This window comes from Nonomuraea sp. GTA35, assembly GCF_041950525.1.
Taxonomy (GTDB): Bacteria; Actinomycetota; Actinomycetes; order Streptosporangiales; family Streptosporangiaceae; genus Nonomuraea.
The window spans coordinates 1-25,899 of sequence record NZ_JBGNUV010000035.1; the positions used below are offsets into that span (position 1 = coordinate 1).

The window sequence follows — 25,899 nt, forward strand, 5'->3', positions numbered from 1 at the left end:
CATCGCCACCCGCTACGACAAGACCCCTGAGAGCTACATCGCCGGCCTCCACCTTCGTGGCGCGATGATTTGGATCAAAGACCTCACACGACCCACCCCTTGATCACAACCCAATACACGCCCTAGTCGTCTCTCCCAATGAGGCCGCGTTCGCGGAGGTGATCGCCGAACACGTGCACGCAACGACCGGCCGCCGTTCCTCGCCTTCCGAGGTGAGGTCCTGGCAGCGCAGCCTACCCGTCCTTGCCCGCGATCTCGCCGACGCCGGGTTGCACAGGGTCGAGATGCTCGTGGAGTACAAGCTCCCGCTGACGAGCAAGCGCGCCGATGTGGTGCTCGCCGGCATACACCCAAGGACCGGCGAAGACTCCTACGTCGTGATCGAGCTCAAGCAGTGGAGCCGTGCCGAGCCCTCCGAGCTGGGCGACCATCTGGTGATCGTGGACGGCATGCCGGGCGGCGAGAAACTCAATCCGGCGGAGCAGGTGCGCCGATACTGCGAATACATGTGCGATTTCCTAGGGGTGTTCAACGGCAAGCCAGACGCCCTGCATGGAGCCGCATACCTGCACAACGCCATGGACCTGGACGTCGACGGCCTGTCAGATCAGGTTCGCGACGAACGCAGCCGCCTCTTCACCAAACAACGACGCGGCGATTTTCTCCGCTACCTGAGCGACCGGCTGTCCGACAAGCCTGGGGCCGACGCCGCAGACCGCCTCCTGCGCAGCGCCGTCTCTCCCAGCAAGCAGCTCATGGCCTACGCCTCGAAAGAGATCCGCGACCGCGAGCAGTTCACCCTGCTGGACGAGCAGCAGATCGCATACGAATTGGTCATGGGTGCCGTCGACAAGGCCCGCCGTGCGGACTCCAAGCAGGTGGTCATCGTCACCGGAGGTCCAGGCAGCGGTAAGAGCGTCATCGCGCTGTCGCTCCTCGGAGAGCTGCACAGGCAAGGCCGTTCCGCACTGCATGCCACCGGCTCACAATCGTTCACTCAGACCATGCGGCGCTACCCCGGCCGCGGCAGTACCCGGATCAAGAACCTCTTCAAGTACTTCAACAGCTTCACCGACGCCGAGCAGAATGGCATGGACGTGCTGATCTGCGACGAAGCTCATCGTATCCGCGAGACGTCCACCAATCGCTTCACCCCGGCGGCGAAAAGGACGGGACGCAGCCAGCTCGACGAGCTGCTGTCGGCGGCCCGAGTCCCGGTCTTCCTCCTCGACCAGCACCAGGTGGTACGGCCGGGCGAACTCGGTACCGTGGCGAGTATCGAGAGCTACGCCCGCGCCAAGGGCTACGACGTACGGTCCGTATCCCTCGATGAGCAGTTCCGCTGTGGCGGTAGCCGGAAGTACGAGCAATGGGTCCTGCGCCTGCTTGGCCTGGCCGACGGCGGACCCATGGAGTGGGACGGAGACCAGGACTTTGAGATACAACTCGCCGATTCCCCGCAAGAGCTCGAAGCCTTCCTGAGCGACCAGACCGGCACCGCTCGCATGACCGCCGGCTACTGCTGGCCCTGGAGCGACCCCCGTCCCGATGACACCCTGGTCAACGACGTCGTCATCGGCGACTGGGCACGGCCATGGAACGTCAAGAAGGACCGCGCCGTCGGCGACTACCCACCGAGCATGCTGTGGGCCAGCGAGCCGAACGGGTTCAGCCAGGTTGGCTGCGTCTACACCGCCCAGGGATTCGAGTACGACTGGAACGGCGTCATCCTAGGCCCGGATCTCGCCGTCCAAGATGGGCAACTGATCACCGTCCGTAGTGAGAACAAAGACCCTGCCTTCAAGAGCCGCAAAACCGTCCTCGACAGCGACTTCGACCAACTCGTGCGCAACGTGTACAAGGTCCTGCTCACCCGTGGCATGCGAGGAACCGTCATCCACGCGGTCAACCCCGAGCTACGCGACTTCCTTGCCAGTCTCATGCCATGCCGGGACGCCTCAGTCAGCCCTTCCGTGATCTTGGCACCGCCCTCACATCCCTAAGCCGCTAATTAGAACGGGCAGCCATTCGGTCGCGCGGCTCGTCATAGCGCCGTGGTCCTTCTTCGCGCTCTACAGCCTGAAGAAGACCGATGCAGGAACACGGGCTAAACGGCCAAGAATTCCGGAATTGAGCCTGTAGATCCAGCTTCTCACTTGAGCATTGACTTTTATCCCTATCTGGCAATCTATGTCCGTTTTGACATGATGGATACGATGTGCCTAATAAGCCTTCTTTGTCGCATGCTCCCCCACCGTGAAGGAGTAGTTTCGTGGCATCGCGCTGTCTATACCAAGCAACCGCCAACGAACTCGCCGCCCTTATCTCTGCGGGCGGACTTCTGCGAGAGCTCAGACGAGGCTATGAAGATCTGATCGGAGGGGATCTGAATACGCAAGAGGTCGAGTCGTGGCGCAACAGCATCCCTACTGTCGTTGACCTGTTGCTGGAGGAGGGCTTGGGCGACGTTCAGGTGCTGCTCGAATTGAAGACTCCGATCAGTGATGTGCGGATGGACATGGTGTTGATCGGCTCCCATCCAACCAACGGGAAAATGTCACTGGTTGTGGTGGAGAACAAGCAGTGGCATTGGGCGACGCCTGGACCGGCTCCCGAGCTGGTCTACATATCCAGACAGCCGAACCGAAGACCACATCCCCACCCCATCAGGCAGGTCTGGGACTACCGCCAAGTTCTCATCGACTACATCCCACTGGTCCGAAGCATGGCCGAGGTCCGCTGCTTCGTCAACATGCACAATGCCACTGGCGAGGACTTGACAGCGATCCGGCCTGCCACCGTCGGCCTCCAGTATGACTCCTCTGTTGTGCGAATGTTCTGCTCTGATCACCGTGACTATTTCAAAAGGGCACTTCGCGACGTTCTGTCGCCGGCAAAGGCATCCAGGTACGTACAAGAATTTTTAGAAGCACCAGTGTCCCCCACCGAAAGCCTGATGACGGTGGTGAATGAGAGCGTCTGCGAACGCACGGTCTTTGCCCTGCTCGACGAACAAAGAGCGGCCTACGAGTACGTGAGAGCGGCAGTGAAGGCGAGCAAGCAGGGCGCCCCTAAGGAGGTCGTCCTGATCGTAGGAGGCCCAGGCACCGGGAAGAGCGTTATCGCTGTGGAGCTACTCGGCGCTTTGAACCGGCAAGGCGTACGCGCCGTACACGCCACCGGCAGCAAAGCCTTCACCCTGACACTGCGCGACAACGTCGAGAAGGTCAACCGACGTGCCGCTCGAAGTTTCTCCTACTTCAACAGCTACACTCATGCCACCCCGCACGATATCGATGTCCTGATTTGCGACGAGGCCCATCGACTCCGCGAGACTTCTGACCGGCGACGTAACGCCTTTGACGAGAACTATGACCAACGGCAGGGGCGGCCTCAAGTCCAAGAGCTGATCGAGGCTGCCGCTGTTCCGGTGTTCCTGCTCGATGAGCACCAGCTGGTGCGACGCGGCGAAGTGGGCTCGATCAAACTGATCCGTGAGGTCGCCGACAGCATGGGCATCAGAGTTCAGCCCATAGATCTACGCCACCAGTTTCGATGTGGCGGGTGCCCCGAATACGTCACCTGGGTGGAGCAACTCTTGGGCTTGGGGTGGGCACACGGTCCCCAACCATGGCGACCTTTGGAGACCTTCGAGCTGTACGTCGCCCGCACTCCCGCCGTCATGGAAGAGTTCCTACGGGCCAAACAGGATGCGGGCGACACCGCCCGCATGGCCGCTGGCTACTGCTGGCCCTGGAACGACCCCCGTCCCGACGGGACATTGGTCGATGACGTGCAGATCGGCGATTGGCATCGCCCCTGGAACTCCCGGGCCGAACGCGAGAAGAACGGCATCCCTCCATCCAGCCTATGGGCCACCCACCCAGCGGGATTCAACCAGATCGGTTGCATCTACACCGCCCAAGGCTTCGAGTACAAATACGCAGGCGTTATCTTCGGCGATGACCTGACCTGGAACGGGCAGAAGTGGGAAAGTCATCGCCGGGCCAACAAGGATACACAGGTTAATGGCGCACGCCAGTTCGATGAACTGGTTCGTAACACATACCGCGTGCTGGCGACCAGGGGCATGTCTGGTGCGGTTCTATATTCAACCGATCCGTCAACTAACAACTTGTTCAAAGAGCTCGGCGTACCTGTTCTGTGACATTGAGGGATCGGATCAAGAGAAGTTCCGGCGATGGCTAGAGATCGTACCATCGGCTAAACTCCGGTGTGTCGCGGTGTCCAGCTGGACGTGGTAGCCCATCGACGGACGCCGAACACCACGTCACAGGGTAGTGAACCGCCGAGTTCAAAGTGCGGCTCGGGCACCATACTCGGGCACCGTAACCCGTGCGGCAAGCGTGGCGATAGCGAGATGTCGTGGTGGTGCGGCGTTGGATTTCAGTCCACTGAGAGCCTTCTCGTCTATGTCAGACATCCGAAGCCGCTAGGCAAGGCCAGCAGCCGCTGTACGCCACTCGTCAAATAGATGTCGCCTCTCAGCCTCAGGTACAGACCGTCGGCACGCTGTGACTATATCGTCGTCGAGCCGCAACAGTGGGAGGACAATCTCGCGGACTGCCTGCACATCATCGAATTGGCCCGCCGCACACCTGCCTGCCTCGGCTTCGTCATCAGTGCCGACCTTCTGGATGCCGGTCGGATCAACGTCTTCGAGCGCTGGGAGTCGCGGATGGCTGTCGAGGCGTTCCGCAGCAGTGGCCCGAGCGACACGCAACGCGTTGCGATGCTCACTGCCTCGGTGGCCGAGTACGACGTCGCGGACGTGCGCTCGCTGATCTGAACCGTTCATGAGCTCCTGAGGAAGCAAAGACGGGGAGGCGATCACGCCACAATGACTGGCCCTCTATCGCAGCTCGCTATGGTTGGGGCGAATCGGATGTACGAGTGAAGTCGCCTCAGATATGGTCCCATGCGTGCGCCCTCGTGCCTCTTGGAGAGTAGTGGCCGCGTTACTTCCCTGCATCGCGGCCCTGACCGCATGCACAGGAGAACCGGAGCGGCCAACGCTGACGGAAGCGGCCCGACAACTCGTGAGCGATGGGGACGCGCTGGTATCGGGCATTGCACCAGGCCTAACAGGGCTGGCGCAGGAGCGAGCAGACCAGGACCTGAACACGAACTGCCTGAAAGGCGAGGCGCAACGCTATTTTCGAGCAAAGGGGAACTTCGCGAACCCCTCCGCAGAGAACCCACCCAGCCTGGTCGGGTTGCTCAAAGGTGATCTTGAAGGTAAGGGCTATACCGAGATCGTGGACAGTCTCGATCTCTGGGAAGACAACGTGAGCGTCGCCGTCATGACCCATCCCCAAGCCCGATTGACCTTCGTCCTCATGGCACAGAAAGGCACGACGCCCAACGTCATGATCATCGGCAAGACAGAATGCTATCCCAGCAGCGGATGAACCAGGTCACATCGGATCCGGCGCCTGCGCGGCCTCCTTGCGAAGCTCCACGGCACGGCGGCGAAGGTTCTCGGCAGTAGCCAGGCAGCAACTTTCCAGTTCGCTCATCTCTCGCCTGAGCTGAACCCCCTGTGCGAGATATCGCTCCGCCGCCGGCCCCTTCCAGGACCCTTCGGCCTCGGCTTGGCTGGACGGGATGCCAGCAAAGGTGTCAGCAAGGTGCTTCGCATACCTTGTGAAGGTCGTCGCGAGCGCATCCTTCTCTTCCGCCTCACGCAGCAACTGATGCTTGACCGGCATAGTCAGCCACCCCTTCTTTTCAGCGCATCCAGCAGGGCACTCTGTACGCGGCCCTCCATCGCATCTCTCATGAGAGCCTGCTGGGACGTCGTCATCGCAGGCAAGCCGTGTTCCCGCAGCGAATGGTCCAGCCATGCGATCTGCTCGTCAATGAGCTTGCCGACCACCGTCTCTGCCGTATCCGGTGTCTTCTTGTCGAGGTAATCCGTGATCATGCCCTTCAGAAGGTCTTTGACCTCGTCGAGACCTTTGGCCTTTCCCGTGGATACGATCTTGCTGGCGACCGGGAAGTACTGGTCGAGGTAATCCACCGGCATGAGCATGTATCCGGCGATGCGCTCGGCGTATTCGTCGTCGCTCCACTCTGCGTATGTAGAACCAGCCAGCAAGAGGTTCGCCAACGCGCCTGTTCGCTCAGCAAGGTTAATGTGCGCTTCCTGCTTGTAGTTGTCGGGGTCGAAAGGATGGAACCGGCCCATGTCCAGTTCCTTGGTGTACTCCTTCGCCGCCTTCATGAGGGTGTCGGCCGCAGCGGAATCCTGCATCAACGCACCCATGAAGCGCGCGCTTACGGCAGGGTCGAGCTTGTCCCACGGAGGTCCCGGAGCCAGGTGGGGCATCTTCGGCGAGTTCCGCGTTGCTTGCCCTCGCGCGAGGTGATCGAGGATGGGCTTGATGTTCTGGGCGAGCATTCGGCTGATCGGCGAGTTGGCGAACGTGCCCAGGCTGCCGTCGACCCATAGCGTGTTCTCAGCGCCGATGCTGTTGATGACACTCAGCCAGGCCCGTTCCCGCACCTCAGCCGTACCCGAGTCCGGCTTCAGAGCGCCGTGCAGCGCCTCTGCCAGCGCTTGTTCGTAGGCAGGGACACCGGTCGAGCGGATGGTGTAGGCATCGAGCATGGTCCCGGCCTCTTTCGGGTGCTCGGCCAGGAATCGCTGGAATGCTTCAGGGTTGGCCGCGAAAGCCTTGGCCAGGTTGTATAAGTTCCAGTTGGGATCCGTCGGGAACGCGTCGGAGTTCGGCGGCCGGTTCAGGAGGTTGGTCGCCACCTTGGCGAGGAACGCATCGGACTGCGGAGCCAAGGTGACGAGGGCGGTCAGGATGTCCGAGGGTGCCGTCTCGACCATCTTCTGCCATTCGGGCCCGAGCCGCCCCGAGCTCTCGGCCCCAGCGAAGGCCTTGGCGAGCAGGCCCGGCAGACCCTCACCGGCTCGTTTGGCGGCCTCCGGGGGGAGGCCTCGGCGCTCTGCGGCGGCTCGGTTGTTCATCCAGTCGCGGAACAGCTTCTGGAAGGACTTGGGGCCGAGAGCGGACAGGAGGGCCGCAGCGTAGGCGGGATCGTCGATGCGTCCCTTGAGCGCTGCCGCGGCCTTCTCCACCTCGGCCCAGCTCTGCCCGGACAGGTGCTCGTCGTGGTGCTTGAGGGCCTCGGTGATCGCTGCCGCGTCCTTCTTGGCCGCCTGTGCCGCCTCGGTCTGGTTGCTGAAGGGCATGGTGGCGGTCAGCATGCCCTTCTGCTGGGTCGGCACCATCCGCTTGAGGGTGTCGACGCGCCATTTCAGGTCTTGCTGCGACTCGTGGAAGAACCACCAGGTCCGGTGCATCGCAGTGACGCCCGCCCGGCCGACCCAGTCCTCACCTGCTTCGGCAATCGCTGCTTCGAGTCCCGGCCGTGTTCTGCCGAGGATGTCCTTTCCCGTCTCCATCTGGCGGATCAGCTTGTCTGCCCCGAGGGGATCGATCCCGACGAACTCCCCCATGAACCCTCCCAGAGGGTGTGGCTTACAAGGCGGAAGTCAAGCACGTCCCGATACGCGAGGTAAACGCGTTATGCATTCTCATTAACCATTTGAACCGCGGATATATGGTCAGCGCAAATGCCTTCGCGAGAGTGACCCGGCTCGACTACCCACGGCTCCTTCGCTTCTCGGTTGAGAAGGTGGAGAGAAAGGTTGCCTCGGTGTAGAACCAAGTACGGCTGTAAGCACCCTCTTGCCGTCTCAATTCACGTCTTCGCTGGAGAACCACATGCGATATGCGTCTGCGCAGGGCTGACTGTGCCGATCTTCGAGGAAGGCCCAGCAAAGTCCGTCGTGGCTCCCGATCGTTCGCTTGATCTCTTCGCGAATCGCTTCGAGCTGACCCGCCACGTCGTCTCGCTCATCAACGAGGACCCTGCGGCCGAACGGATCCTCTACCTGCACGGGCTTGGCGGGAACGGCAAATCGCTGCTGCTGCGGCACCTGGAACAGCGCTGCTGCCTGCGTACAGACCAGTGGGCGACCGTTCAGGCGGCCTCAGACGTCGAGCTGCTGGAGCGGCTCAGCGAGCATGGCCGACAGGTCCCAGTGGCCCGGATCGACTTCGGCGCGCGGCCGGCGGGTGAGAACCGGCCGCAGGAGGCGTTCTCCGGGTTGTTCATGCTCAAACGGCAACTCGCCCGGTATGGCATCGCGACGCCCCGCTTCGATTTCGCGGCGATCACCTACATGCACAAGCTGGGCTTCGACATCGCCCACCGAGTGCCCGAGTTGTTCCCGCGAGGAGAGGCCGGCCTCGCGCTGGACATCGCCGACGCCATCATGACGCTGCCGGTCCTGCGTGTGGGGCAGCAGTTGTTCCAGCTGATCAACGCACGGATGGACAAGGTCTTCACCCGCGGCCGGATGAAGCGGCGCGTCCCTCAGGAGGACGCCGAGCAGATCCTCACCCTCACCCCGGAGCCGGACCTCCTGCACGAGCTCCCCCGCCTATTTGCCAAGGACCTGAACGACGCCGTCGTCGAGCATCCCCGCATCGTGTTGCTCTTCGACACCCACGAGGCGTTTTTCGGTGAGGCCATCGGAGACCCGGACAGCCTGCTCCACGCCGACAAACTGATGCGGGACGAGTGGCTGCGCTGCCTGCTCGGGCATCTCGACCTGGGTGCCGGAATCATCGCCATCCTCGCGGGCCGCACCCAGCCACCCTGGTCGACAGCTCCCGTGTTCCCCATCCCCGACCGGCATATGGATCTGCGCCTGGTCGGCCACCTGAGCACCATCGACGCCCACCAATACCTGAGCATGGCCGGAATCACTGACCCGTCCATGCGCAGAGCCCTGGTCGCCTACGCCTCCACCGCCCCCAACGAAGTCCACCCCTACTTCCTGGGATTGTGTGCGGACGTCGCTCTCACCGCCGGTACGCGGCTGGGCCCGACGGACTTCACCGGCCTGGTGGACAAGGAACGCGACCTGGCCCACCGGCTGCTGCAATGGGCGCCGGCCGAAGCTGAGTACGGGATCCTCGCGGTCAGCGCCTGCCGGGCCTTCACCGTCGATACCTTCCGCCACCTCGGACAAGAGCTGGACTTCCCGTGCGACCGCAGCGCGTTCAGCAGACTGACGGCCTTCTCCTTCATCGCCCCGTTGCGCGGCGGCACCGCGGGCGGAACCGGCGCGTACACCATGCACAACATCCTGCGCAGATCTCTGCAGAGTGTCCGTCCGGGCGAGCTACGACAGGCGCACGAGGTCCTGGCCCAGCACTACGGCGAGCGTGAGGAGTTCACCGCCGAGATGGAGGCCGCCTACCATCTGAGCCATCTCGACCCTGGGCAGGGCGTGACGGCCTGGGTGATGCTCATGGACCGCAGCCTCGCCACCGGCCGCTACGACCAGTGCCGCGCTCTGGCCGGCCTGCTCGGCGAACTACGCATCGACCGCGACGACGACCGAGGCCGCTGCCTGTACCGCGTTGCCCGCGCCTACCTTGGACTGGGCCACTGGAACCAAGCCGAAGCCCTGCTCAACGAACTCCCCCGCGAGTCGGCACACGCCGAACTCCTACGCGCCGAAGTGGCCTTCTGCCGGGGCGACTTCGACCGAGCCGAGCACCACGCCCACGCCGCCCTGAGTCTCGCCCGTCCAGACGCACGCCATGGCTTTCTGTTCCGGCTGGCCGAGATCGAGCTGTACCAAGGGCGCTTCACCGACGGCCGCCGGCACGCCACCGAAGGCATGAACAGCACCACCGACCAGGCCCCTTGGCTCAAGGTTCTCGGCGAGATCGAATACTTCTCCGGCAACGTTGAGCGTGCGGACACGCTCATCAACCAGGCCCTCCAGGAGGTCACGGCGCGTCCTGCCCATCTCCGGGATCAGGCCCTGTACGCCGGGCTGCTCCAGGACGCCGCCCTGGTCGCCGAAGCCACCGGCGCCTGGCGAATCGCGTTGGACAGCCAGAACAAGGCGCTCACGATCCGCAAAGCATCGGAAGACGCCCGCGGCATCGCCCAGTCCCTGCACGGGCTCGGCAAGGCCCAATGCGGCCTCGGCCTGCTGAAAGAGGCCGCTCACAGCCTGGCAGAAGCAGGCCGCATGGCCCGCGACCTCGGAGACGGCCTGCTCGCCGCGAAGATCACGCTCAGCGAAGCCGACATCCACCACGCCAACGGCGACCTCCCAGGCGCACGGCAACTGACCGAACGCGCCCTGGCCGAGTTCAAGCACCACGGCACCCCGTACGACATCGCGGCCGGTCGTCTGTCCCTGGCACGCCTCATGCAAGGCCGTGAACGTGTCCGCCACGCCGACGTCGGACGGCGCCTCACCGTTCAGGGAGGGTTCAACGCGTTGGACCGGTTGTTCTCCGACCAGGCGATCCCCTCCGCAGAACGGATCCTCAACGGGCTCATCGGGTTCTCCTGTGGAGACGCGCTCGGCGTGCCCTGGGAGGGCAAGCCGCCCCAGGACATCGCGCTCACAGACACCCTGACCGCCCGAGGAGATTGGCCGACCGGCAGCACTTCCGACGACACCGAACAGCTCATCCTCCTCGCCGAAAACGTGATCAACACCGGCGGCTCAGAACATGCCTTCCTGACCGCCCTTGCCTCGGCACTGCCCACCATGCACGGCGCCGGCCCGACCACGAGACGAGCGGTCGCACGGTTCGAGGCGACCGGATCCCTCGTCGCAGACGGCGGAGGCACCAACGGCGCGATGATGCGCGTCCTGCCCATCGGCTGGGCCACACCCGCCACCGAGGCCCTGCACCGCCGCAAGCTGGTCGAGCGCATGACCAAGACCACCCACGCCGCCCCGAAGGCCATCGCCACCGCCGGCGCGATCGCCGCCATGGGATCGTGGGCCCTCGAAGCCTGTACCGCCCAGGAGTTGATCACGGTCGCCAGAGAGGAACTCGATCACTACGGCGTCCCCGACGTCGCAGGGTGGGAACTGAGCCCTGACGGGGTGTCACTGGACGTCATGGACACGCTCGGCGCGGTCCTGCACGTGCTCAGCCTCCATGAGGAGCCGGTTGACGCCATGCGGTGCGCGGTCAGCCTCGGCGGTGACACCGACACCGTGGCCGCGATCGTCGGAGGCATCCTGAGCTGCCGCCAAGACGTCGTGGATATCCCCTGGAGGTCGCAAGTCGTTCTCCCATCGTCGTTGGAAGCGCTTGCACAAGGGCTGCGGGCAACGCGACGGTCTATGTATGCCTGACTTCTGGATCATCGGGCCCATCGCCTGGGACCTCGCTCTGTACGTCGATCAACTACCCGACAGTGGCCACTTCGTCCAGGCCGCCGAGAGCGAGGAGCGTCCTGGGGGCACCGGCGCGAACGTTGCCACGGCGCTGAGCCAGGCCGGAGCCCGCGTGCACATGGTGGGCTACGTGGGACCGGACGCCGCCGGCCAGAAGATGACGGCAGCCCTGACCACAGCGGGGGTGGACATCGATCACGTCCAGGTTCTGGACGGGCACACGTCATCCGTCGTCCTGCTCATCGAGCCCAACGGAGAGCGCACCATCATCGGCATCCACCCCGATCTACTGCACGACATCACCATCCCCACCGCAGCGGTGGCACCTGGGGACATCGTCTACTTCGCTTCCTGGCGCGACCTCTACACTCCTGCGGCCCAAACCATGGCCGCCGCTGGAGCTCTGGTCACGAGCGTCCCACCGGGCACGACCCCGGCCATGAGGTACCTGATCGGCTCCCGCAGCGACTTCAGCGACATCCCCAAGGACACCACAGCGGTCATGACCGAGGGCGCTCACGGCGTCACTGTGCACTCGGCAGACGGCATTGAGCGTTTCCCAGCTGTCCCCACCGAAGTCGTGGACGCGACCGGCGCCGGAGACGCCTTCGCCGGCGGTCTGCTCTGGGGGCTCGGCATGGAGAAGCCCCTCTTCGAGGGGGTGCGGCTCGGACTTGCCTGGGCCGCCGCCACCGTACAAGTGAAGTCATCCATGCCCGTCAAAGGCCCAGGCGACCCAACCGCGGATCAATAAGTCGTTGGCTAGACCCACTCGCCGTTAGGCATGAGGAGGGCGTCTTCGATCTCGGATCAGAAACACCCTCCGCGGCCTTGTGCCCCTCGGCCAACTCGGCCCTACCCCAGCGCCGACAACCAGGTTATTTAAGCCCGCCCAGGTACATATCGACCTCAGGGTCGCCTTCGAGGTAGTACCTGACCCACGCCGCCTGGTACTCCCCACGAGAGATGACACCATCGCCATCGGTGTCGATGTTCGCAGCGGATTGACAGGCCTCTTCCTTCGTAAGGCCGACGCTCTCCAGCGTGGCCTGCAGTTCCGCCAGGTCGATCCGGCCGTCGTCGTTGGCATCGATCACCGAGAACTCCGCGTTCGCCGCGTCGGCGATGCTCTGCGCGAACTGCACCTTGCTGACAAGCGCGTTGCTCATGGCCTGGATGAACTCATCCCGGGTGATCGTTCCGTCGGAGTCGGCATCGGCGTACTGGCGGAGAACCTCCCAGAGCCGCTGGTACGCGGCATGGATCGCCTGGCTCTTGGGCGAGTCGGTGGCGAGGTTGCCGGCCTGCACGATGCCGGTGGCCAGAGCCGCCATGTCATCCGACCCGATCACGTTGTTGCTGTTGGCGTCGAACAGGTCGAAGGTACGGCCGTACCGGAAGGCTGTGACGTCGCTCATGCTGCCCCTCTTTTGCACCTCTTGATCAGTTACTTAAGGTCACCATAACTAGCTCTGTGTAGTCAACGCGTGGTCGCGAAGAAGAGGCCAATTCGAGCCCGGAAGGTCGGCATCCGCGTGGCCGACCTTGCCACCAGCGTTCGCCACCGGCATCGGGGCGACCGGCCCTCAAGCAGCAGTTTGGCGGCGCGATGCCAGACTCGCGGAGATGATCTCTAGGGGCGGCCGGAAGCGAGTATTTACGCCCATCGAGAGAGTTCGACGCATCGTGCCTCATGCGAGGACGGATGGGCATTCCGTACGGTGGTCGTCTCAGCGGTCGGGTTGACGGGGTCGAGTTGTGATCCTTGCGTATGGGCCCCCTCTCGCTGCTTGTTCATGCCAGAGTGACGCAGCGTGCCCCCCGGGGCGGAACTACGGGGCATGGCGAGCAGCACGATGTGAAAGGCCCCGGAAGGCCGGGGCCGGAGGTGAAGAGCCTGGACTTATTCATCAAGAGCGCTATTGATCTTGCTATTGATCTGTTCTTGCTGACCGTCCATGCACTTGGCGTAGACCCGAAGCAGGACGTCCACGCTGTGCCCCGCGCGCTTGGCAACTTCGACGGCTGGCACTCCGGCGTTCAGCCAGAGCGAGACCGCCGCGTGGCGGAGGTCGTACGGTCGGGCGGCGAGCGACGAGATGATCTGTGCGGGAGTGAGAGCGAGTTTGCGAGCTTCCTGCCAGACGTAGGAGTGCGCCGAACTGGAGTAGGTGCCGCCCGTCCCCGTGGCGAAGATCCTGCCGTCCGCGGCGGTGCCGAACTTGGCGATGTGCTCGCGGAGCATGGCGACGAGGACGGGCGGGATGGGTATCTCTCGTGTCTCCTTGTCGGCGCGGTGCTTCAGACTGCGCGACTCGTGGGTCTCGCCGGAGTTGGTCCAGCGCTTGGTTCCCTGAGGCCGTGCCTTCTCCAGGACGATCAGACCCCAGCCTGATTCCGGCAGGGTGCAGTTCCTCTGCCTGAGGTCGGCCGCTTCTTCAGGCCGAAGCGCGGCGTAGTAGATGCATGCGAACAGAGCCTTGAGCCGAGGGCCGCGCTTACGTCCGACCTTGGGAACGGCGTCGAGGAGCTGCTTGGCTTGGGTTGGGTTGACCACGGTGCGCGGGTCGACAGCCGTCACGGCCTTGGGCACTGTCCACTTGATCTCGTCCAGCGGGTTACTGCTGAAGACCTTCTGCTCCACCGCGTGCTCCAGCAGGTGATGCAGTACGGCGCGCTTACGTCGCACCGTGTTGGCTCCGGCAGGCTCGCCTGCGAAGGTGACCGAGACGGCGGCGAGCGCCGTACGAAGCACATGGGCCTCTCCGAGGGCCGCCAGCGGCAGCGACGCCCTTTCCAACCAGCTCAGAACCGATGTCTGTGTCGGAGTCAGGTCCGTACGCCGCTTCTCCGGTAGCAACGCATGGACTCGGAGGACCTCGCGCAGAGCATCCGCGGCGGGACGGCGGGGCGCGTCGGCTACGAGGGCAGGGATCAGCGACAGGAGGGCGTACGCGTCCGTCTCTCGGGTCCGGGCCGCGGACATGTTCCAACGGCGAAGGACGTACGCCTGCGCGAACTCCAGGAAGGACGGTCCAGTCGCCTCGGGTGCCAGCATCGACACTGGCAACCCGGTGCGGACGTCGAACTCCTCCCCTGCCTTTGCCGCCTGCCGGAGGTCGGACATGAAGGCGTTGGCCAGGCCCTTGGTCCGGAAGCTCTTGGACTTCTCCTTGCCCGCGACCCTCCAGCGGGCGACGTACACCGGCAGCCCGCGGTTCGAGCGCTGCTGGACCTGGCTGAACTTCACGTCGTAGGTGGTGTTCACGCGGCCTCCCGTCGAGAGTCGAGCCAGGCGATGAGGTCGCTCCGCCAGACGCGGAGTTCGAGGTTGGGAAGCTGGACACATACCGGCGCGCGGCCGAGCTCGCGCCAGCGGTAGAAGGTGCGGCGGGAGACTCCGCCCAGTTCGTCGAGGACCTGAGGAACGGTCAGCAGCTCGTCGCTTCTGCTCATTGAGGATCACCGACCATCTGCGGCAGGCGGACACCGGTTATGGCTGCGGCGAGGAGCTGTTCGCCCAGGGAGAGGCCCTGTCCGGCGTACTCCCAGTGGCCGATGACCAGAACGGTGTCCTCCTCGAACAGAGGGAGCCGCCCGATGGAGATCTCTTCGGCGCGCATGTGTTCTTCGCGGGCGGCGCGGAGCGCGCCGAGGGTGGTGGAGTAGCGGCGACTCTTGGTGGAGAAGTGGCCGCGGAAGCCGAGCATGTGGGCCCAATGGATGAGCCGGAGGTCGGCCAGGCCGGGTTGGCTGCCGAGGTGCATGCAGGCGGCGATCAGCCGGCGGGCGTGCTCGCGCACCGGGAGGGCGTTCAAGTTGTCGAGAGGTTGGATCCGCCGGTCCAGGGTGCCGACGCACTCCGCCGCCTTCGTGGCGTACTTGGCGATGTAGGCGGCCACGGCTTGGTCGGTGAGGTCGCCGTCCATGGTGATCTGGCGGGTGTCAAGCTGGGTGCCCCAGCGGAAGGCGCGGCGCAGAGGCTTGACCTCAGCCGTCACCGCGGCAGCCGCGTGCTGGACGGCTTGGGCGAGCGCATCTGCCGTGGCCCACGTCGGTGGCGGAGCGTCGGGTCCGTCCGGGCCGTCGAGGCGGATGACGGCGTGAAAGTGGACGACGCCACGGCGCTGGTACTCGGCGACCTTGGCGAAGGCGATGCTGACGTGCTCGCGCAGAGCCTTGACAGTCAGGCCGTTCAGCCTGGCGAAGCGGCGGCGCAGGGCGAGCGTGAAGCGCCGCCACAGCTCAGGGCTGATGGCGTTGAACAGGACCGAGCCGTCGTAGTCGTAGCACTCGGGGCACAGCGGTTCGCCGAGTCGCGGATCATCGGCGCTGTGCCGGTCGGTGCAGGACATCGTCCGCCCGTGCGGGCAGACCTCGGCGTCGCGGCGGGCGTGGCAGGGCAGGACCTTGCCGTTCTTCTCCCGCCGTGCGTGAACGACTCCGAAGGACGGCGCGGTCAGCGTCACGAACAGACAGGGGTGTGAGTTGACCGTCTCGGGCACGCCCTTGCCGCCAACGAGGCCGGCACGGACGAGTTGGAACGTATCGGCGCGGTAGACCTCGGCGCAGGCCGGGCACCGTGAGGCGCGGCGCGTCTTACACGGGACTCGGAGGACGCCGTTGGGCTCAGTGGTGGTGCTGTAGCGGTGCAGCAGGTGACCGGTGGCTTGGTCGTAGTGTTCGACCTTGCCGCGCAAGTGGATGGGCTGTCGGCAGCCGCCGGCCCGCTTGATCTGGCAGGCCCAGCGGTCGTAGTCGGGGTCATGAAGTCGGGAGATCATCCCGGCTATGGCGTGTGGGTGGTGCAAGATGGATCCGTCCTGTCCGGATGTGCTCTGGGTGGGATGGCCCCTCACCTGGCGCGGAACTTGGCGGTTGTGTGGCCAGGTGAGGGGATCTCGGCTATGCGCCGTGGTTGTCGATTCCGGTGCCGTGGCAGTCGCGGCAGGTGTCGCTGTCTCCGTCGAGGCCCGAGCCGTTGCAGGTGCAGCAGCAACCGGGAGCGATCAGTGGCTCTTCCGGCGGCATGATCAGTGACTCTCGCGCGGAGTGATCGTGAGGTAGATGCGGTAGTGACGCGGTCGGTTCCGGGCGGGAAAGGCCCGCGACATGGACATGATCGTGAAGTTCTGGCGTAGGTGGATCATGCCGAGGGTCAGTTCGGCGCGGTTGCCCTCGATGCGGATGCGCATGGTGCGTACCTCCTAGATGTCGGTCTGGATGCAGTCGCGGTAACTATCCACGGCGGCGTGGCGAGCACGGGCGACGGCGAGGATGGCGGTGAATTCGTAGGTGACCGGGCCGAAGGCGATGCCGGTCATGTAGTGGCCGTGAGGAAGGTGGTCGGGGTCGATCTCCGTACCGAGCAGGGCGGCGACCTTGTCGACCTCGGCGCACATCTGCTCGTCGGGGCCGTTCGCGGGAAAGCCGCGGATGATGACAGGCGCCACCGAGGTGGGTACTTCCGGATTGGCCTTGAGGAAGCCGGCCAGGGCGATCAGTCCGGCGATGAGGGCGTCTCGGTCGTTGTTCATGGCGATTGCCTTTCGGGGCATTGGAGCGTTCCAGAGATGCTGAGTAGGTCGGAGGCGAGTTGCTCGGAGACGCCCAGGCGGGCGCGGAGGACGTCGCGGGTGATGGGCTTGCCGTGCCTGGCGTGGTGTTCGTCGGCCACTCGGCGGGCGTAGTCGACAAGCGCGGGAGAAGGTTCGGGCCGATCCTCGCCCTCAGCCGGGACGAGAGCAGGACGATCGTTGGAGGGAACGGCGAGCGGTTCGTCGGGACGAGGACGGGGCGGGACGTCCATCGCGGACGACTCGAAGGGTTCCGGGGACGAGGTGGGATGAGGACCCGACGTCCGGCGTTCGAGCATGGAGATTGCGACGAGGAAGGCCGCTGCCGGAGTCGCCGCGGTGATCCAGCCCCAGACGGTCGGGTCGGCTTGTTGCAGGTTGGCGGCCAGGGAGAGGACAATGCCCCCGGTCAGGACGAGGACCGGCCAGGACATCGGGCCCCGCCGCTGGCGCCCGGTCTTCTTGTCTCGCTGCCGTTCGCGAGCCGCCATGACGCAGGTCAGGTCGACGCAGACGGCGATCGCCCAGGCCATCCAGCCGGACTGTCCGTGTTCGCTGGCGGTGTCGCGGATGTGGGTGAAGGACCCAGCTCCAGCGATGAGGGCCAGGATGAGGACGGGGCCGGTGTCGAGCAGCCAGTGGGCGAGGCGTCGCATTGGATCAGGCCTTCCGCGGGTCCGGGATGGAGTCGAGGAACTCGGCGAGGTCGGCGTCAGTCGGTGGCGTGGTGTGGCCGGCAACGATGTCCGACCAGGTGGGCGTTCGGTCGGCATAGGTGGTTGCGGCGAGTTCGGCGGCCTGCTCGCTGACGTAGAAGGAGCGAGCGCGGTACCACTGGCCGTCCTGGGAGGCGACGATCGCGACGCCCGGTGTCTCGGCGGGGATGGCGCGCGCCGAGGCGAGGGCGGCGGGGTCAAGATCGCCGAGGGTCATGGTGGCGGTTTCGGGGTCGTTGACCCGGTGGCAGATCCGTCCTGAGCACTGGGCGCGGAGGGCGGTGACGCCGGGGCCGAGGTCGGAGCCGATCCGCTGGCCGCAGCAGAACAGGTAGATGCCGAAGGCCCGCCCGAGCTGAGCCACCCGCAGGAGCGCCGTTGAGGTCTTGGCGATCTCGTCCTTCTCGCTCTTGTCGGCCATCAGGTACAGCTCGGCGAGTTCGTCGACCAGGACGACGACGGGCACGGGCCTCTGCTCGTCCGAGAGTTGCCAGATGTTGCGGGCGCCGGCCTCACGGCACAGGGCCATGCGGTTGGTCATCAGGCCGACGAGGTCATCGAGCAGGGCGGTGCATTCAATGCGTGTGGTGCCCAGCGCCGAGAGGCGAGGGCTGTACGGGGTGAACTCCACGCCGCCCTTCAGGTCGAAGCCGACCAGCGCGACCGGCTGAGGCGCGAGTCCTTGGACCAGGGCGTTGGCGAGGTTGGACTTGCCTGACTGCGTGGCTCCGGCGTTGAGGTAGTGCGGGACAGTCTTGAAGTCGATGATCCACGGGCCGCCGGTCTCCAAGCGTCCGACGATGACCTTGAGCAGCTCGGGCGAGGTCGGCAGGCTCTCGACCCGGACGAGTGGATCGCGGACGGTGGCGGACAGGACGACCCGACCGGGACGAGGGGACGAGACGCGGATCGCGTGGATGCCCCAGGAGTGGGCGAGCCGTTCGGCGGCGTCGGAGTAGTCGGCGGGAATCTGGCCCTCAAGGGTGTGCAGGGTGACCCGCCATCCGTACCGGGTGGGCTTGGGCAGCCACATGAACGGCTTCGTGTCCACGGCGATGCGCTGCCACTTGCGCCGGACGCGGACGACGCCGGTCAAGGCGACCAGGCCGGGGACGGTGGTGAACCAGAAGCGCTGCCGCTTCTTGGTGAGGTTGCAGCCGAGTGCGACCTTGCGCCAGCTTGCCCGTACGCTGATCGCGACGAACGGGAAGGCCACCACGAGCCAGAACGACGGGAAATGCCAGCGGCGCCAGGCCCAGAGCCCGGCCGCCGAAGCGGCCAGGACTCCGAGCATGATGAGCGTGGTGTCAGACACGGAGCGGCTCCGTGTCCACCGGTAGGAGCGCGGCGGCGCGGTAGGAGATGCCCCACCGGCCGGCGATCTCCCAGACGTACCCGACCAGGCCGGTCGGATTGACCTGCTGACCGGCGCTGATCGGGGGCTCCCCCGAGGTGCCGATCTTGACGAGCTCGATCCGGCCGAACTCGTCCTCGACCGAGACGGTGACTTCGTAGACGGTGTTGCCGTGTTTGTCGGTCTTGATCTCTCCGGTGTCCTTGTTCAGCAGGCGCGGCTTGGGCGCCTTGACGCAGGTGATGACGAGCTTGGAAGTGTCGACGGGGATCGGGATGGTACGCACGAGAGCTGGTCTCCTTCAGAGGCGGTGTTCTACTTACCAAGATACCTAGGTATCTAGCTTTGTAAACCAAGATAGCTGACTCGGATCGAGATTGCTTACGGGTTGCCCAGAGACCTAGGCATCTAGAAAGGCTAAAGTTGGGTCATGGCATCCACCGACCGGCGTCGGCCGTACCTGCGAATCGCCGAGGACATCCGGCGCGACATCGCATCAGGCCGCTACGCGGTCGGCGAGCGCCTCCCCGTGGCCCGCGAACTGGCCGAACGGTACGGCGTTGCCATGATGACCATCGGCAATGCCCTAGCCGTCCTCCGCGACGAGGGACTCATCGAGACCCGCCAGGGTGCCGGCAGCTTCGTCAGCCGGACCCCCGACGACGAGACCGCCGGCCCGACACCCGGCGAGCACAGCGAAGAGTTCCGCATCATCTCCGAGCAACTGAGCGAGATCCGTCAGCACATGCAGAAGCTGACAGTCAGGCTGGACGAGCTAGACGCCCGGACTCGTCCTGATCAAGCCGAGAAGTGATCCTCGCGGTGCGCCGCTGGAGTTCGGCCAGGTCGACCGTGATCTCCGCCAGCTCACGTAGCAGGATCTGTCGTTCGATCTCACTGAGACCCACGTACCACCCCATTGTGTAGGCAGGACGCCGGAGCGCCCCCGGGTTACCTGACAGGTGGGGAGCCATTGCGCGGATAGCCCTCCGTCTTCCGTGCTCACAGCAGCCGCATCGCCTTGGCGAGGTTGAGAATCTCGCGCTGACGATGCAGGTTGCCGCTGTCCCTCAGGTCGCGCACGATGTTGCGGACCAGTGGACGGTTCCGGACGTGCTGGGGCGCGATCCGGTCGGCACGGAGCAGAGCGTCTGCCGCTTGGTTGTCCTTCCTGTTCATGTGGTAGCCCGCCGCGGTGCAGGTCCAGTAGTGGGCCTGGCGTTCGGACGAGGCAATCTGGGCGACTTCGACGTGTTCGGCGCGGGAGATGACCTCGCGGGGCCGGCCCAGCTCCATGCTCACCTCTACCGCGTGGATCGTGGTGTTCACCCGGTTGAACTGCGTCTGGAAGACGTTGCCATCCCGCGGCAGCACCTCGGCGACCCGGCGAGCCTCCTCCAGGTGGTCCTCGGCCTCTCGCTGATCCCACAGCCGCGAGTACGCTACTGCGGCCCGCAGGTGCAGGGCGCCCCACATCGCCTTGATCGTGTCGCTCCCGCCTACGTGGGGCTCGATTTGATCGATCGCCGACAGGGCCGCGTCCTTGGCGGGGTCGAGCTGCGCTTCGTGCAGCCACACGCCGCAGAGGTCCCAACTCGCGGCGGCGACCAGGTCCGGGGCGCCGACCCGTTGCGCGGCGACGAGCTCACGCTGCACGGCGGTCCAGCCCAGGTCATGATGTCCCAGGAGGTTGGACGACACCCGCGCCATGTGGCAGGCCCGCAGCATCAGCGCCTCGGCCCGTTCGCGATCGGCCGACGAGTCGTTGGTGACGGCGATCAGGTCAGTCAGGATGCCGGGCAGCACCTCGCCCAGAGCGGTGAACCTGGCGTCCTGGCGCAGTTGCTCGGCGAGGCGCACGTTCGCCTCAAGTTCCTGCAGCGGCCGAGGTTCTCTTGCCGCCCGGAGCATAATCCCGCTGGGCAGCGAGGCCTGCTGAAGTGCGAGCCGTAGCGCCGGCACCGCCGCGTGGCCGGAGTCGAGATCCGTCGTCTCGTGCTGGTACGGCTGGCCGGTGAGTTCTGCGACCTCCACCCCGAGCACCTCAGCGAGCTGCCCGACCACGCTCATGCGGTCCAGTGGCAGCCGCCCGTTCTCCACCTTCGACAGCCAGGAGACGGAGCGGCCAACCTTCTCAGCGAGGGTGGCCTGATCCCACCCCTTGCGGTGACGCGCTCGCGCGATCCTCTGGCCCTGCGTCGCGTACTCTGTTGCCACGTCCGAGCCCCTCCCTCTCGCCGTCGCTTGCTTCGACGATAAGACGGGTGACGTGGGCCACTGGCAGAAAAACTGCCAGTCGGCAGGCATGCGAAACCGCAGGTCGGCCTTCGACCTGCGGAAACGCTCGTCACAGATCAGTTTCAGATTGTGACGCTACGTGTGCGTGGGCTATGAGGTTCGGCGCGTCCTCACCTCGCTTCGCCGTTGATGAGCTGTCGCCACAGCGTCTCGGCGGCACTGACCTTGACTCTCGGGCTCTCGGCGATGACCCATGGAGAGACCGATCGGTCGTACCGCCGGATGAAGCCCTGCCCGCCGGCCCGGCAGTCCTCGAAGACCATCGACAGGCATTCGCAGGTGTAGCCCCGGACGCGTGCGGGCAGCGGGCGGTGTTCGACCTCTGCCCACCTCACCGGCACCGCGTCTGGACGCGGCGAGGCGGGGTGTGTGCCGTGAAAGTCGTCGTCATCTGCCACAGGGCTCACCGTCCTTCATGAAGAGCGATCACCAGCAGAGCACCGGCGGCACTCGTGGAGACCGTGTTCGATGAACAGGCGTTGGTGAGCGAGGAGCCATCTCCAGCCGCGGTGTGCGCACTCTCGGAGCGGCAGGCCGGAGCGCACCCGCGCAACCCCACCCGGCGGGGCACTGGACCGTCACTCACCAACGCCATATCCCCAAGCTAGCAAGCCTGTAAGTACCTGTCTACTCCATGGCGCTCCATGAAGCTTCACGATCCGGCGTGAAGGGCCGTGAAACGCCCTCCTACTCTCATAGCGTGGCCAGATATGTCGAGCACACGCGCACCTGGGAGTTCGACGAGGACCGTTCCCGCTGGGAGCAGATCCTCGAAGTCCTGAACGAGCGCATCGACTCGGGCGAGTGGGGTCCCAAGTTCAAGATCTCCGAGGTCAAGCTCATGGAAGAGTTCGGAGTCGCCCGCCCCACCATACGCAAGGCCATGGAACGCCTCAGAAGCGCCGGCAAGGTCTACACCGTCCCCAACCTGGGCAGCTTCGTCAAAACTGGCAGCGAGGCCGAGTAGAGCAAGAACGCCAACGTCCTCAAGGAGAGCGCCTCCGCGGAGTAGGCTCCGGGGACGTGAGCCAGCGGATCGACTACTACAACGACCCGAGAGCGCCAGCCGCCAACAGCCTCGTCCCCTCCGTGAATGTCGTCGTCACCAACGAGGCCGGCGAGCTGCTGCTCATCCGCCGCTCCGACAACGACAACTGGGCCCTACCCGGTGGCGCCATCGACCTCGGCGAGTCCATCCCTCAGGCCGCCATCCGCGAGACCCTCGAAGAGACCGGGATCACCTGCGAGATCACGGGACTGGTTGGCACCTACAGCAATCCCGGCCACGTCATTCACTACACCGGCAACGACGAGGTCCGCCAGGAGTTCTCCCTCGTTCTTACGGCGCGACCCGTGAGCGGCGAGCCGACTCCGAGCCCGGAATCCCGAGAGGTGCGCTGGGTGATGCCGGACGAACTCGGCACCTACGACATGCACCGCTCCATGCGGCTGAGAATCAGCCACTTCCTGCAGGGCAACTGTCCCCACATCGGCTGAACCAGGCGCAGTCGATGGCACGCAGCTTCAACCGCGACGCCCCAGCCACCCGCCCTTGACCTCCGTCTACCGCCTTCAGGTGAAATGACCGCATCGGAAGACAGCGTCCCAGCTCTGCCGGCACCCGCCGACCCTTCGGGCGACAACGCAGCCGACCGGCTGATCAAACGTACTCTGCTCAAAGTCACAGGCCACCCAGCCAAGGCCGAGGCGGACACCCTCCTCAACGGCGTCATTGACGCGTGGCGACGCCATCAGGGCCGCAACAGCTCGAAGCCAACCCTCATACTCGTCGCCGGTTACGCTGGATCGGGCAAGACCGAGTTCTCCCGGTTCCTCTCCTATCTCACTAGCTGGACCCTCCTCGACAAGGACACCTTGACCCGCCCTTTGGTCGAGCGGCTCCTTGTCTCTCTCGGCGGCGACCCTGACGACCGGCACACGGAGCTGTACCTGCACGAGGTGCGACCGTTGGAGTACCGCTGTCTGATGGAGACCGCCTTCGACAACCTGAGCGCGGGGACCTCCGCGATCCTGTCGGCTCCGTTCATCGCCGAGCTGGCCGACCCCAACTGGGTGTCTCACCTGATCAATCGCTGCGACGCCGAGGACGTCGACGTGGCGGTGGTGTGGGTGCGATGCGACGCCGCGTCCATGCGCGAGCACATCGAACTTCGCGGCGACCCGCGCGATGCGTGGAAGCTCCAGAACTGGGAGGCGTACGCCGGCACCCTCAACACCGAGACTCACCCCTCCGCCGCCCACATCGTCGTCGACAATCGCCTCGGCACCGCAATCGCTCTCGTCCACCAAGCGCACGAAACGCTGAACCGGATCCTCGCGGGGCTGGAACTGCACTGAGCGACGAACCCCAGCAAGGCGTCCACCATCTACCGAGCTTCCTTGGAACCAGCAAAAGTGCAGGTAGACACCATGATCGCCCAAGTACTCACCGACTGGATGAGACTTTTCTCTACGGTTTCAAGGGCAGCCCGCCTGTGGCGGGCTGCCGCGCGTCGCGCAGTCGCTGGCCGCGCTGCGGCTCTCCGGCCGGTCGCGGCCACCGCTGCCCACGCGCTGGCCTGGTCGGCAACCAATCATGAGCGCTTGAAATAGTTTCTGGACTCAGTTCGGCCATGACCTTGCTTGGGGCTACATTGTGCTGTCATAGATAAAAAGAGGTGCGCCATCGTCGACATGATTATCCCAATCGGACGGCCATCGCGATAGTTGCATGAGTAATTTTACAGTCAATGGAGCCATATCACCCCAGTAGCTCGATGGCGGTAGTTCCGCTCCTTGAACTTCACGGAAGAAAGTCCTTTGCTGGCCATCTAGCGATATATCCATGGGGTGCAGCTGGCCGGGGCAAAATAGCATTGTCAATTCGCGAATCGTTGTAACGGTGGCATTGAGGTTGCCTTCAGCTTCAGTCGCAATGTAAGCGAACGTAGAAAAGTTGCAGCATAGTATCTCATTCTCGGTGCCAAGAGTCGGGTTAAAAGTGTCCCACCAGGTCAGCACGGCAGGAGTGACAGATCTCGGTTGTTTGGGCGCCGCCTTACCAAAAATATCTCGCATCGACCAAGTGCCCTGCGTTATGGCTTCAGCGACCCGCTTCGCCTGGGAGGTAGCCTTGGAGAAGTTCACGCGTTGATCGATGTAGTTGCGCAGTTGGAAGTGGCTCCGAAATTTGTCGTACGTAGTTTTCAGTTCGAGAACGACAATGTCGTCTGTGTGACGGTCCCAAAGGATGAGGTCGGCGTCGCCAACGTCACGGAATCTCTTCCGTGCCGCCCATGCCAAGCGTGGATTGGTAGGAAGTTGGCTACCGAGCCAGTCTGCGGCTGAGGCAAGCGTGCTACCTATCGTAGTACTCCAAAGGCGATCGTAACGTCGCGTAAGCAAGGTAAGAAATATGAGGTCTGGAGGGAGAGCATGAAAGGCAAAGAACCAAACGGCTAAGAACTCCCCGCAGCGGAGAAATGGCGCTTGGCAACCCCATGACTCGGCTTCGCTTGGGGTAAGAGCATGCAGATTAACAATGGCCTCGAAATACTGGCGACTTTGACATTCAATCCCCCTCCTATCTGTAAACTCCGTCCAATCGGCCCACAGCTCATCAATTGTGAACCACCGCCTCACCGATGTCTGAGCTAGGTAAACGAACCATGCTCGAAAAGAAGGCAGCATCTCCATAGGGAAGTCTAGGCCCGCACAAAGTAGGTCCCAACTCTGGGGAGAGCTCTCAGAGAAGACCTTCAGGGCAGAGATATCTAGTGCAAGCGTCAATTCGCTTAGGTCCATCTCCTCGCCTGGCAATTTGAGCATTGCAGCGACCTCGGTAGTATGGGATGCATGCTCGGCCATATGGCTTACGAGATGGAGAGCTGATCGGCGCACCGGCTTAGCGAGTGAGACTCGGAGCTTGCCTTCATCGGACATGAGACGCCAAAGATCCTGCTGAAAAGATGAAATTATGTGCTGTCGCCGCCTTTTCTGAAACTCGTAGGCCAGCAGTTCTTCGGCGAACGGGTCAGGAAATAGCGCATGGTTGAAGTAGGGCATGGTGAAATCTTCAAAACGCCGGATGGCAGCGATCAAATTCTGCCAGTTTGCAGCGTGATCAAGTGAGCTATATGCTGGCACGTGATCGACTATCTCATTGCCTCGTTCAATAGCCAAATCCAAAAGCATTGGCACAACATAGTTGGCGGAGGCAACGTATTGAAATGGGTCTAGCAGCGACGAGACCGTAGATGGGTTCTCCTCTTCCCTGCGCATCGCATCAAGTAGACGTTGCTGTAGGTCTGGCTCGGGAGTCATCATCGCCAAATGATTACATACAAATCGCTTCCGGTGCTACGAGGCGCACTGACCGGACACGCGGGTTGCTGTGGCGTGTTGTGCAGCCGGGAAGCACAGCAGAGCAACCTCACGTAACCCGGGATCGGCCCGCCATCAGCGGACAGTAGCTAACGTACACTCAGCTTTGACTGCAAAGATGCTGGATTGAGGGAAGGCAGTGTCGGTCCGCCTGAACGGACGGTTAGGCTGCCGCGCCGCTTCCGGTGCTAATGACGGTGGGGCAAGTCACGCCCCGTCGGCCAGGGCGCGTGGGGATGCCTACTTCCGGTGCAGGGTCTTTGAGATCTTTCCGCCCGAGACCGGCGCCTTGGGCCAATCGGC

Annotated in this window: 24 protein-coding genes; 10 read left to right on the plus strand and 14 right to left on the minus strand. The window is 64.2% G+C overall.

All coding sequences use genetic code 11. The annotated features are described in order from the left end of the window. Positions 1-158: 158 nt before the first annotated feature. From ACBJ32_RS58460 to ACBJ32_RS58475, 4 genes are all read left to right on the plus strand, one after another. Entirely contained in the window at positions 159-2,003 is a 1,845-nt protein-coding gene (locus ACBJ32_RS58460) for a DNA/RNA helicase domain-containing protein (RefSeq protein WP_375134246.1), read from the plus strand. A 269-nt stretch (positions 2,004-2,272) separates the two neighbouring features. Continuing rightward, positions 2,273-4,168 carry a DUF2075 domain-containing protein gene (locus tag ACBJ32_RS58465; protein WP_375134247.1) on the plus strand — a complete coding sequence of 632 codons (1,896 nt, stop codon included), beginning with the start codon at positions 2,273-2,275 and terminating at the stop codon, positions 4,166-4,168. A gap of 327 nt (positions 4,169-4,495) precedes the next feature. Beyond that, positions 4,496-4,810, plus strand: coding sequence for a putative quinol monooxygenase (locus tag ACBJ32_RS58470; protein ID WP_375134248.1), 315 nt, complete (start codon positions 4,496-4,498; stop codon positions 4,808-4,810). 160 nt (positions 4,811-4,970) lie between these two features. After that, the gene (locus tag ACBJ32_RS58475) at positions 4,971-5,432 is read left to right on the plus strand and encodes a hypothetical protein (RefSeq protein WP_375134249.1); all 462 of its coding nucleotides are present in this window, start codon (positions 4,971-4,973) and stop codon (positions 5,430-5,432) included. 6 nt (positions 5,433-5,438) lie between these two features. On the opposite strand, the gene ACBJ32_RS58480 is transcribed toward ACBJ32_RS58475, so the two are convergent. After that, positions 5,439-5,732, minus strand: a complete 294-nt coding sequence (locus ACBJ32_RS58480) for a WXG100 family type VII secretion target (protein ID WP_375134250.1) — start codon at positions 5,730-5,732, stop codon at positions 5,439-5,441. A 2-nt stretch (positions 5,733-5,734) separates the two neighbouring features. Next, positions 5,735-7,495: a hypothetical protein gene (locus ACBJ32_RS58485; protein ID WP_375134251.1), complete on the minus strand. Its 1,761-nt coding sequence runs from the start codon at positions 7,493-7,495 to the stop codon at positions 5,735-5,737. A gap of 297 nt (positions 7,496-7,792) precedes the next feature. On the opposite strand from ACBJ32_RS58485, the gene ACBJ32_RS58490 reads away from it, so the two are divergent. Together ACBJ32_RS58490 and ACBJ32_RS58495 are read left to right on the plus strand one after the other, a co-directional pair. Next, positions 7,793-11,227: an ADP-ribosylglycohydrolase family protein gene (locus ACBJ32_RS58490; protein WP_375134252.1), complete on the plus strand. Its 3,435-nt coding sequence runs from the start codon at positions 7,793-7,795 to the stop codon at positions 11,225-11,227. Next, positions 11,220-12,023 (plus strand): carbohydrate kinase family protein, encoded by an 804-nt coding sequence (locus ACBJ32_RS58495; RefSeq protein ID WP_375134253.1) that lies wholly within the window; start codon positions 11,220-11,222, stop codon positions 12,021-12,023. Before ACBJ32_RS58490 ends, ACBJ32_RS58495 begins: the two co-directional genes overlap by 8 nt. Before the next feature lie 124 nt (positions 12,024-12,147). On the opposite strand, the gene ACBJ32_RS58500 is transcribed toward ACBJ32_RS58495, so the two are convergent. The 9 genes from ACBJ32_RS58500 to ACBJ32_RS58540 all read right to left on the minus strand — a co-directional run bounded on the left by ACBJ32_RS58500 (position 12,148) and on the right by ACBJ32_RS58540 (position 19,201). Then, positions 12,148-12,687 carry an EF-hand domain-containing protein gene (locus ACBJ32_RS58500; RefSeq protein WP_375134254.1) on the minus strand — a complete coding sequence of 180 codons (540 nt, stop codon included), beginning with the start codon at positions 12,685-12,687 and terminating at the stop codon, positions 12,148-12,150. Positions 12,688-13,172: 485 nt separating this feature from the next. Beyond that, positions 13,173-14,537 (minus strand): tyrosine-type recombinase/integrase, encoded by a 1,365-nt coding sequence (locus ACBJ32_RS58505; RefSeq protein WP_375134255.1) that lies wholly within the window; start codon positions 14,535-14,537, stop codon positions 13,173-13,175. Further along, entirely contained in the window at positions 14,534-14,725 is a 192-nt protein-coding gene (locus ACBJ32_RS58510; protein WP_080044974.1) for an AlpA family transcriptional regulator, read from the minus strand. Before ACBJ32_RS58510 ends, ACBJ32_RS58505 begins: the two co-directional genes overlap by 4 nt. Beyond that, a complete protein-coding gene (locus ACBJ32_RS58515; protein ID WP_375134265.1) occupies positions 14,722-16,053 on the minus strand; it encodes a replication initiator in 1,332 nt (443 codons plus the stop codon). The genes ACBJ32_RS58510 and ACBJ32_RS58515 overlap by 4 nt, the downstream gene beginning before the upstream one ends. Positions 16,054-16,302: 249 nt before the next feature. Continuing rightward, a complete protein-coding gene (locus ACBJ32_RS58520; RefSeq protein ID WP_375134256.1) occupies positions 16,303-16,464 on the minus strand; it encodes a hypothetical protein in 162 nt (53 codons plus the stop codon). 12 nt (positions 16,465-16,476) lie between these two features. Then, positions 16,477-16,806, minus strand: coding sequence for a hypothetical protein (locus ACBJ32_RS58525; protein ID WP_375134257.1), 330 nt, complete (start codon positions 16,804-16,806; stop codon positions 16,477-16,479). Beyond that, entirely contained in the window at positions 16,803-17,501 is a 699-nt protein-coding gene (locus ACBJ32_RS58530; protein WP_375134258.1) for a DUF2637 domain-containing protein, read from the minus strand. The genes ACBJ32_RS58525 and ACBJ32_RS58530 overlap by 4 nt, the downstream gene beginning before the upstream one ends. Before the next feature lie 4 nt (positions 17,502-17,505). Further along, positions 17,506-18,876, minus strand: a complete 1,371-nt coding sequence (locus tag ACBJ32_RS58535; protein WP_375134259.1) for an FtsK/SpoIIIE domain-containing protein — start codon at positions 18,874-18,876, stop codon at positions 17,506-17,508. Then, positions 18,869-19,201, minus strand: a complete 333-nt coding sequence (locus ACBJ32_RS58540; protein ID WP_080044969.1) for a hypothetical protein — start codon at positions 19,199-19,201, stop codon at positions 18,869-18,871. Before ACBJ32_RS58540 ends, ACBJ32_RS58535 begins: the two co-directional genes overlap by 8 nt. 144 nt (positions 19,202-19,345) lie before the next feature. Here ACBJ32_RS58540 and ACBJ32_RS58545 point away from each other — a divergent pair, with 144 nt between their 5' ends. After that, positions 19,346-19,729 (plus strand): GntR family transcriptional regulator, encoded by a 384-nt coding sequence (locus ACBJ32_RS58545; RefSeq protein WP_080044968.1) that lies wholly within the window; start codon positions 19,346-19,348, stop codon positions 19,727-19,729. A gap of 188 nt (positions 19,730-19,917) precedes the next feature. On the opposite strand, the gene ACBJ32_RS58550 is transcribed toward ACBJ32_RS58545, so the two are convergent. Beyond that, positions 19,918-21,132 (minus strand): helix-turn-helix domain-containing protein, encoded by a 1,215-nt coding sequence (locus tag ACBJ32_RS58550; protein WP_375134260.1) that lies wholly within the window; start codon positions 21,130-21,132, stop codon positions 19,918-19,920. Between the two features lie 191 nt (positions 21,133-21,323). After that, a complete protein-coding gene (locus ACBJ32_RS58555) occupies positions 21,324-21,548 on the minus strand; it encodes a hypothetical protein (RefSeq protein WP_375134261.1) in 225 nt (74 codons plus the stop codon). A gap of 365 nt (positions 21,549-21,913) precedes the next feature. On the opposite strand from ACBJ32_RS58555, the gene ACBJ32_RS58560 reads away from it, so the two are divergent. The 3 genes from ACBJ32_RS58560 (at position 21,914) to ACBJ32_RS58570 (ending at position 23,571) form a co-directional block, all read left to right on the plus strand. Next, on the plus strand, positions 21,914-22,180 hold the full coding sequence (locus tag ACBJ32_RS58560) for a winged helix-turn-helix domain-containing protein (protein ID WP_364569689.1): 267 nt from the start codon (positions 21,914-21,916) through the stop codon (positions 22,178-22,180). A gap of 56 nt (positions 22,181-22,236) precedes the next feature. Beyond that, the gene (locus ACBJ32_RS58565; protein ID WP_375134262.1) at positions 22,237-22,710 is read left to right on the plus strand and encodes an NUDIX hydrolase; all 474 of its coding nucleotides are present in this window, start codon (positions 22,237-22,239) and stop codon (positions 22,708-22,710) included. Between the two features lie 84 nt (positions 22,711-22,794). Then, a complete protein-coding gene (locus ACBJ32_RS58570; RefSeq protein WP_375134263.1) occupies positions 22,795-23,571 on the plus strand; it encodes an AAA family ATPase in 777 nt (258 codons plus the stop codon). A 291-nt stretch (positions 23,572-23,862) separates the two neighbouring features. Here the strand turns inward: ACBJ32_RS58570 and ACBJ32_RS58575 are convergent, their stop codons facing one another. After that, the gene (locus tag ACBJ32_RS58575) at positions 23,863-25,539 is read right to left on the minus strand and encodes a hypothetical protein (RefSeq protein ID WP_375134264.1); all 1,677 of its coding nucleotides are present in this window, start codon (positions 25,537-25,539) and stop codon (positions 23,863-23,865) included. Positions 25,540-25,899 lie beyond the last annotated feature (360 nt).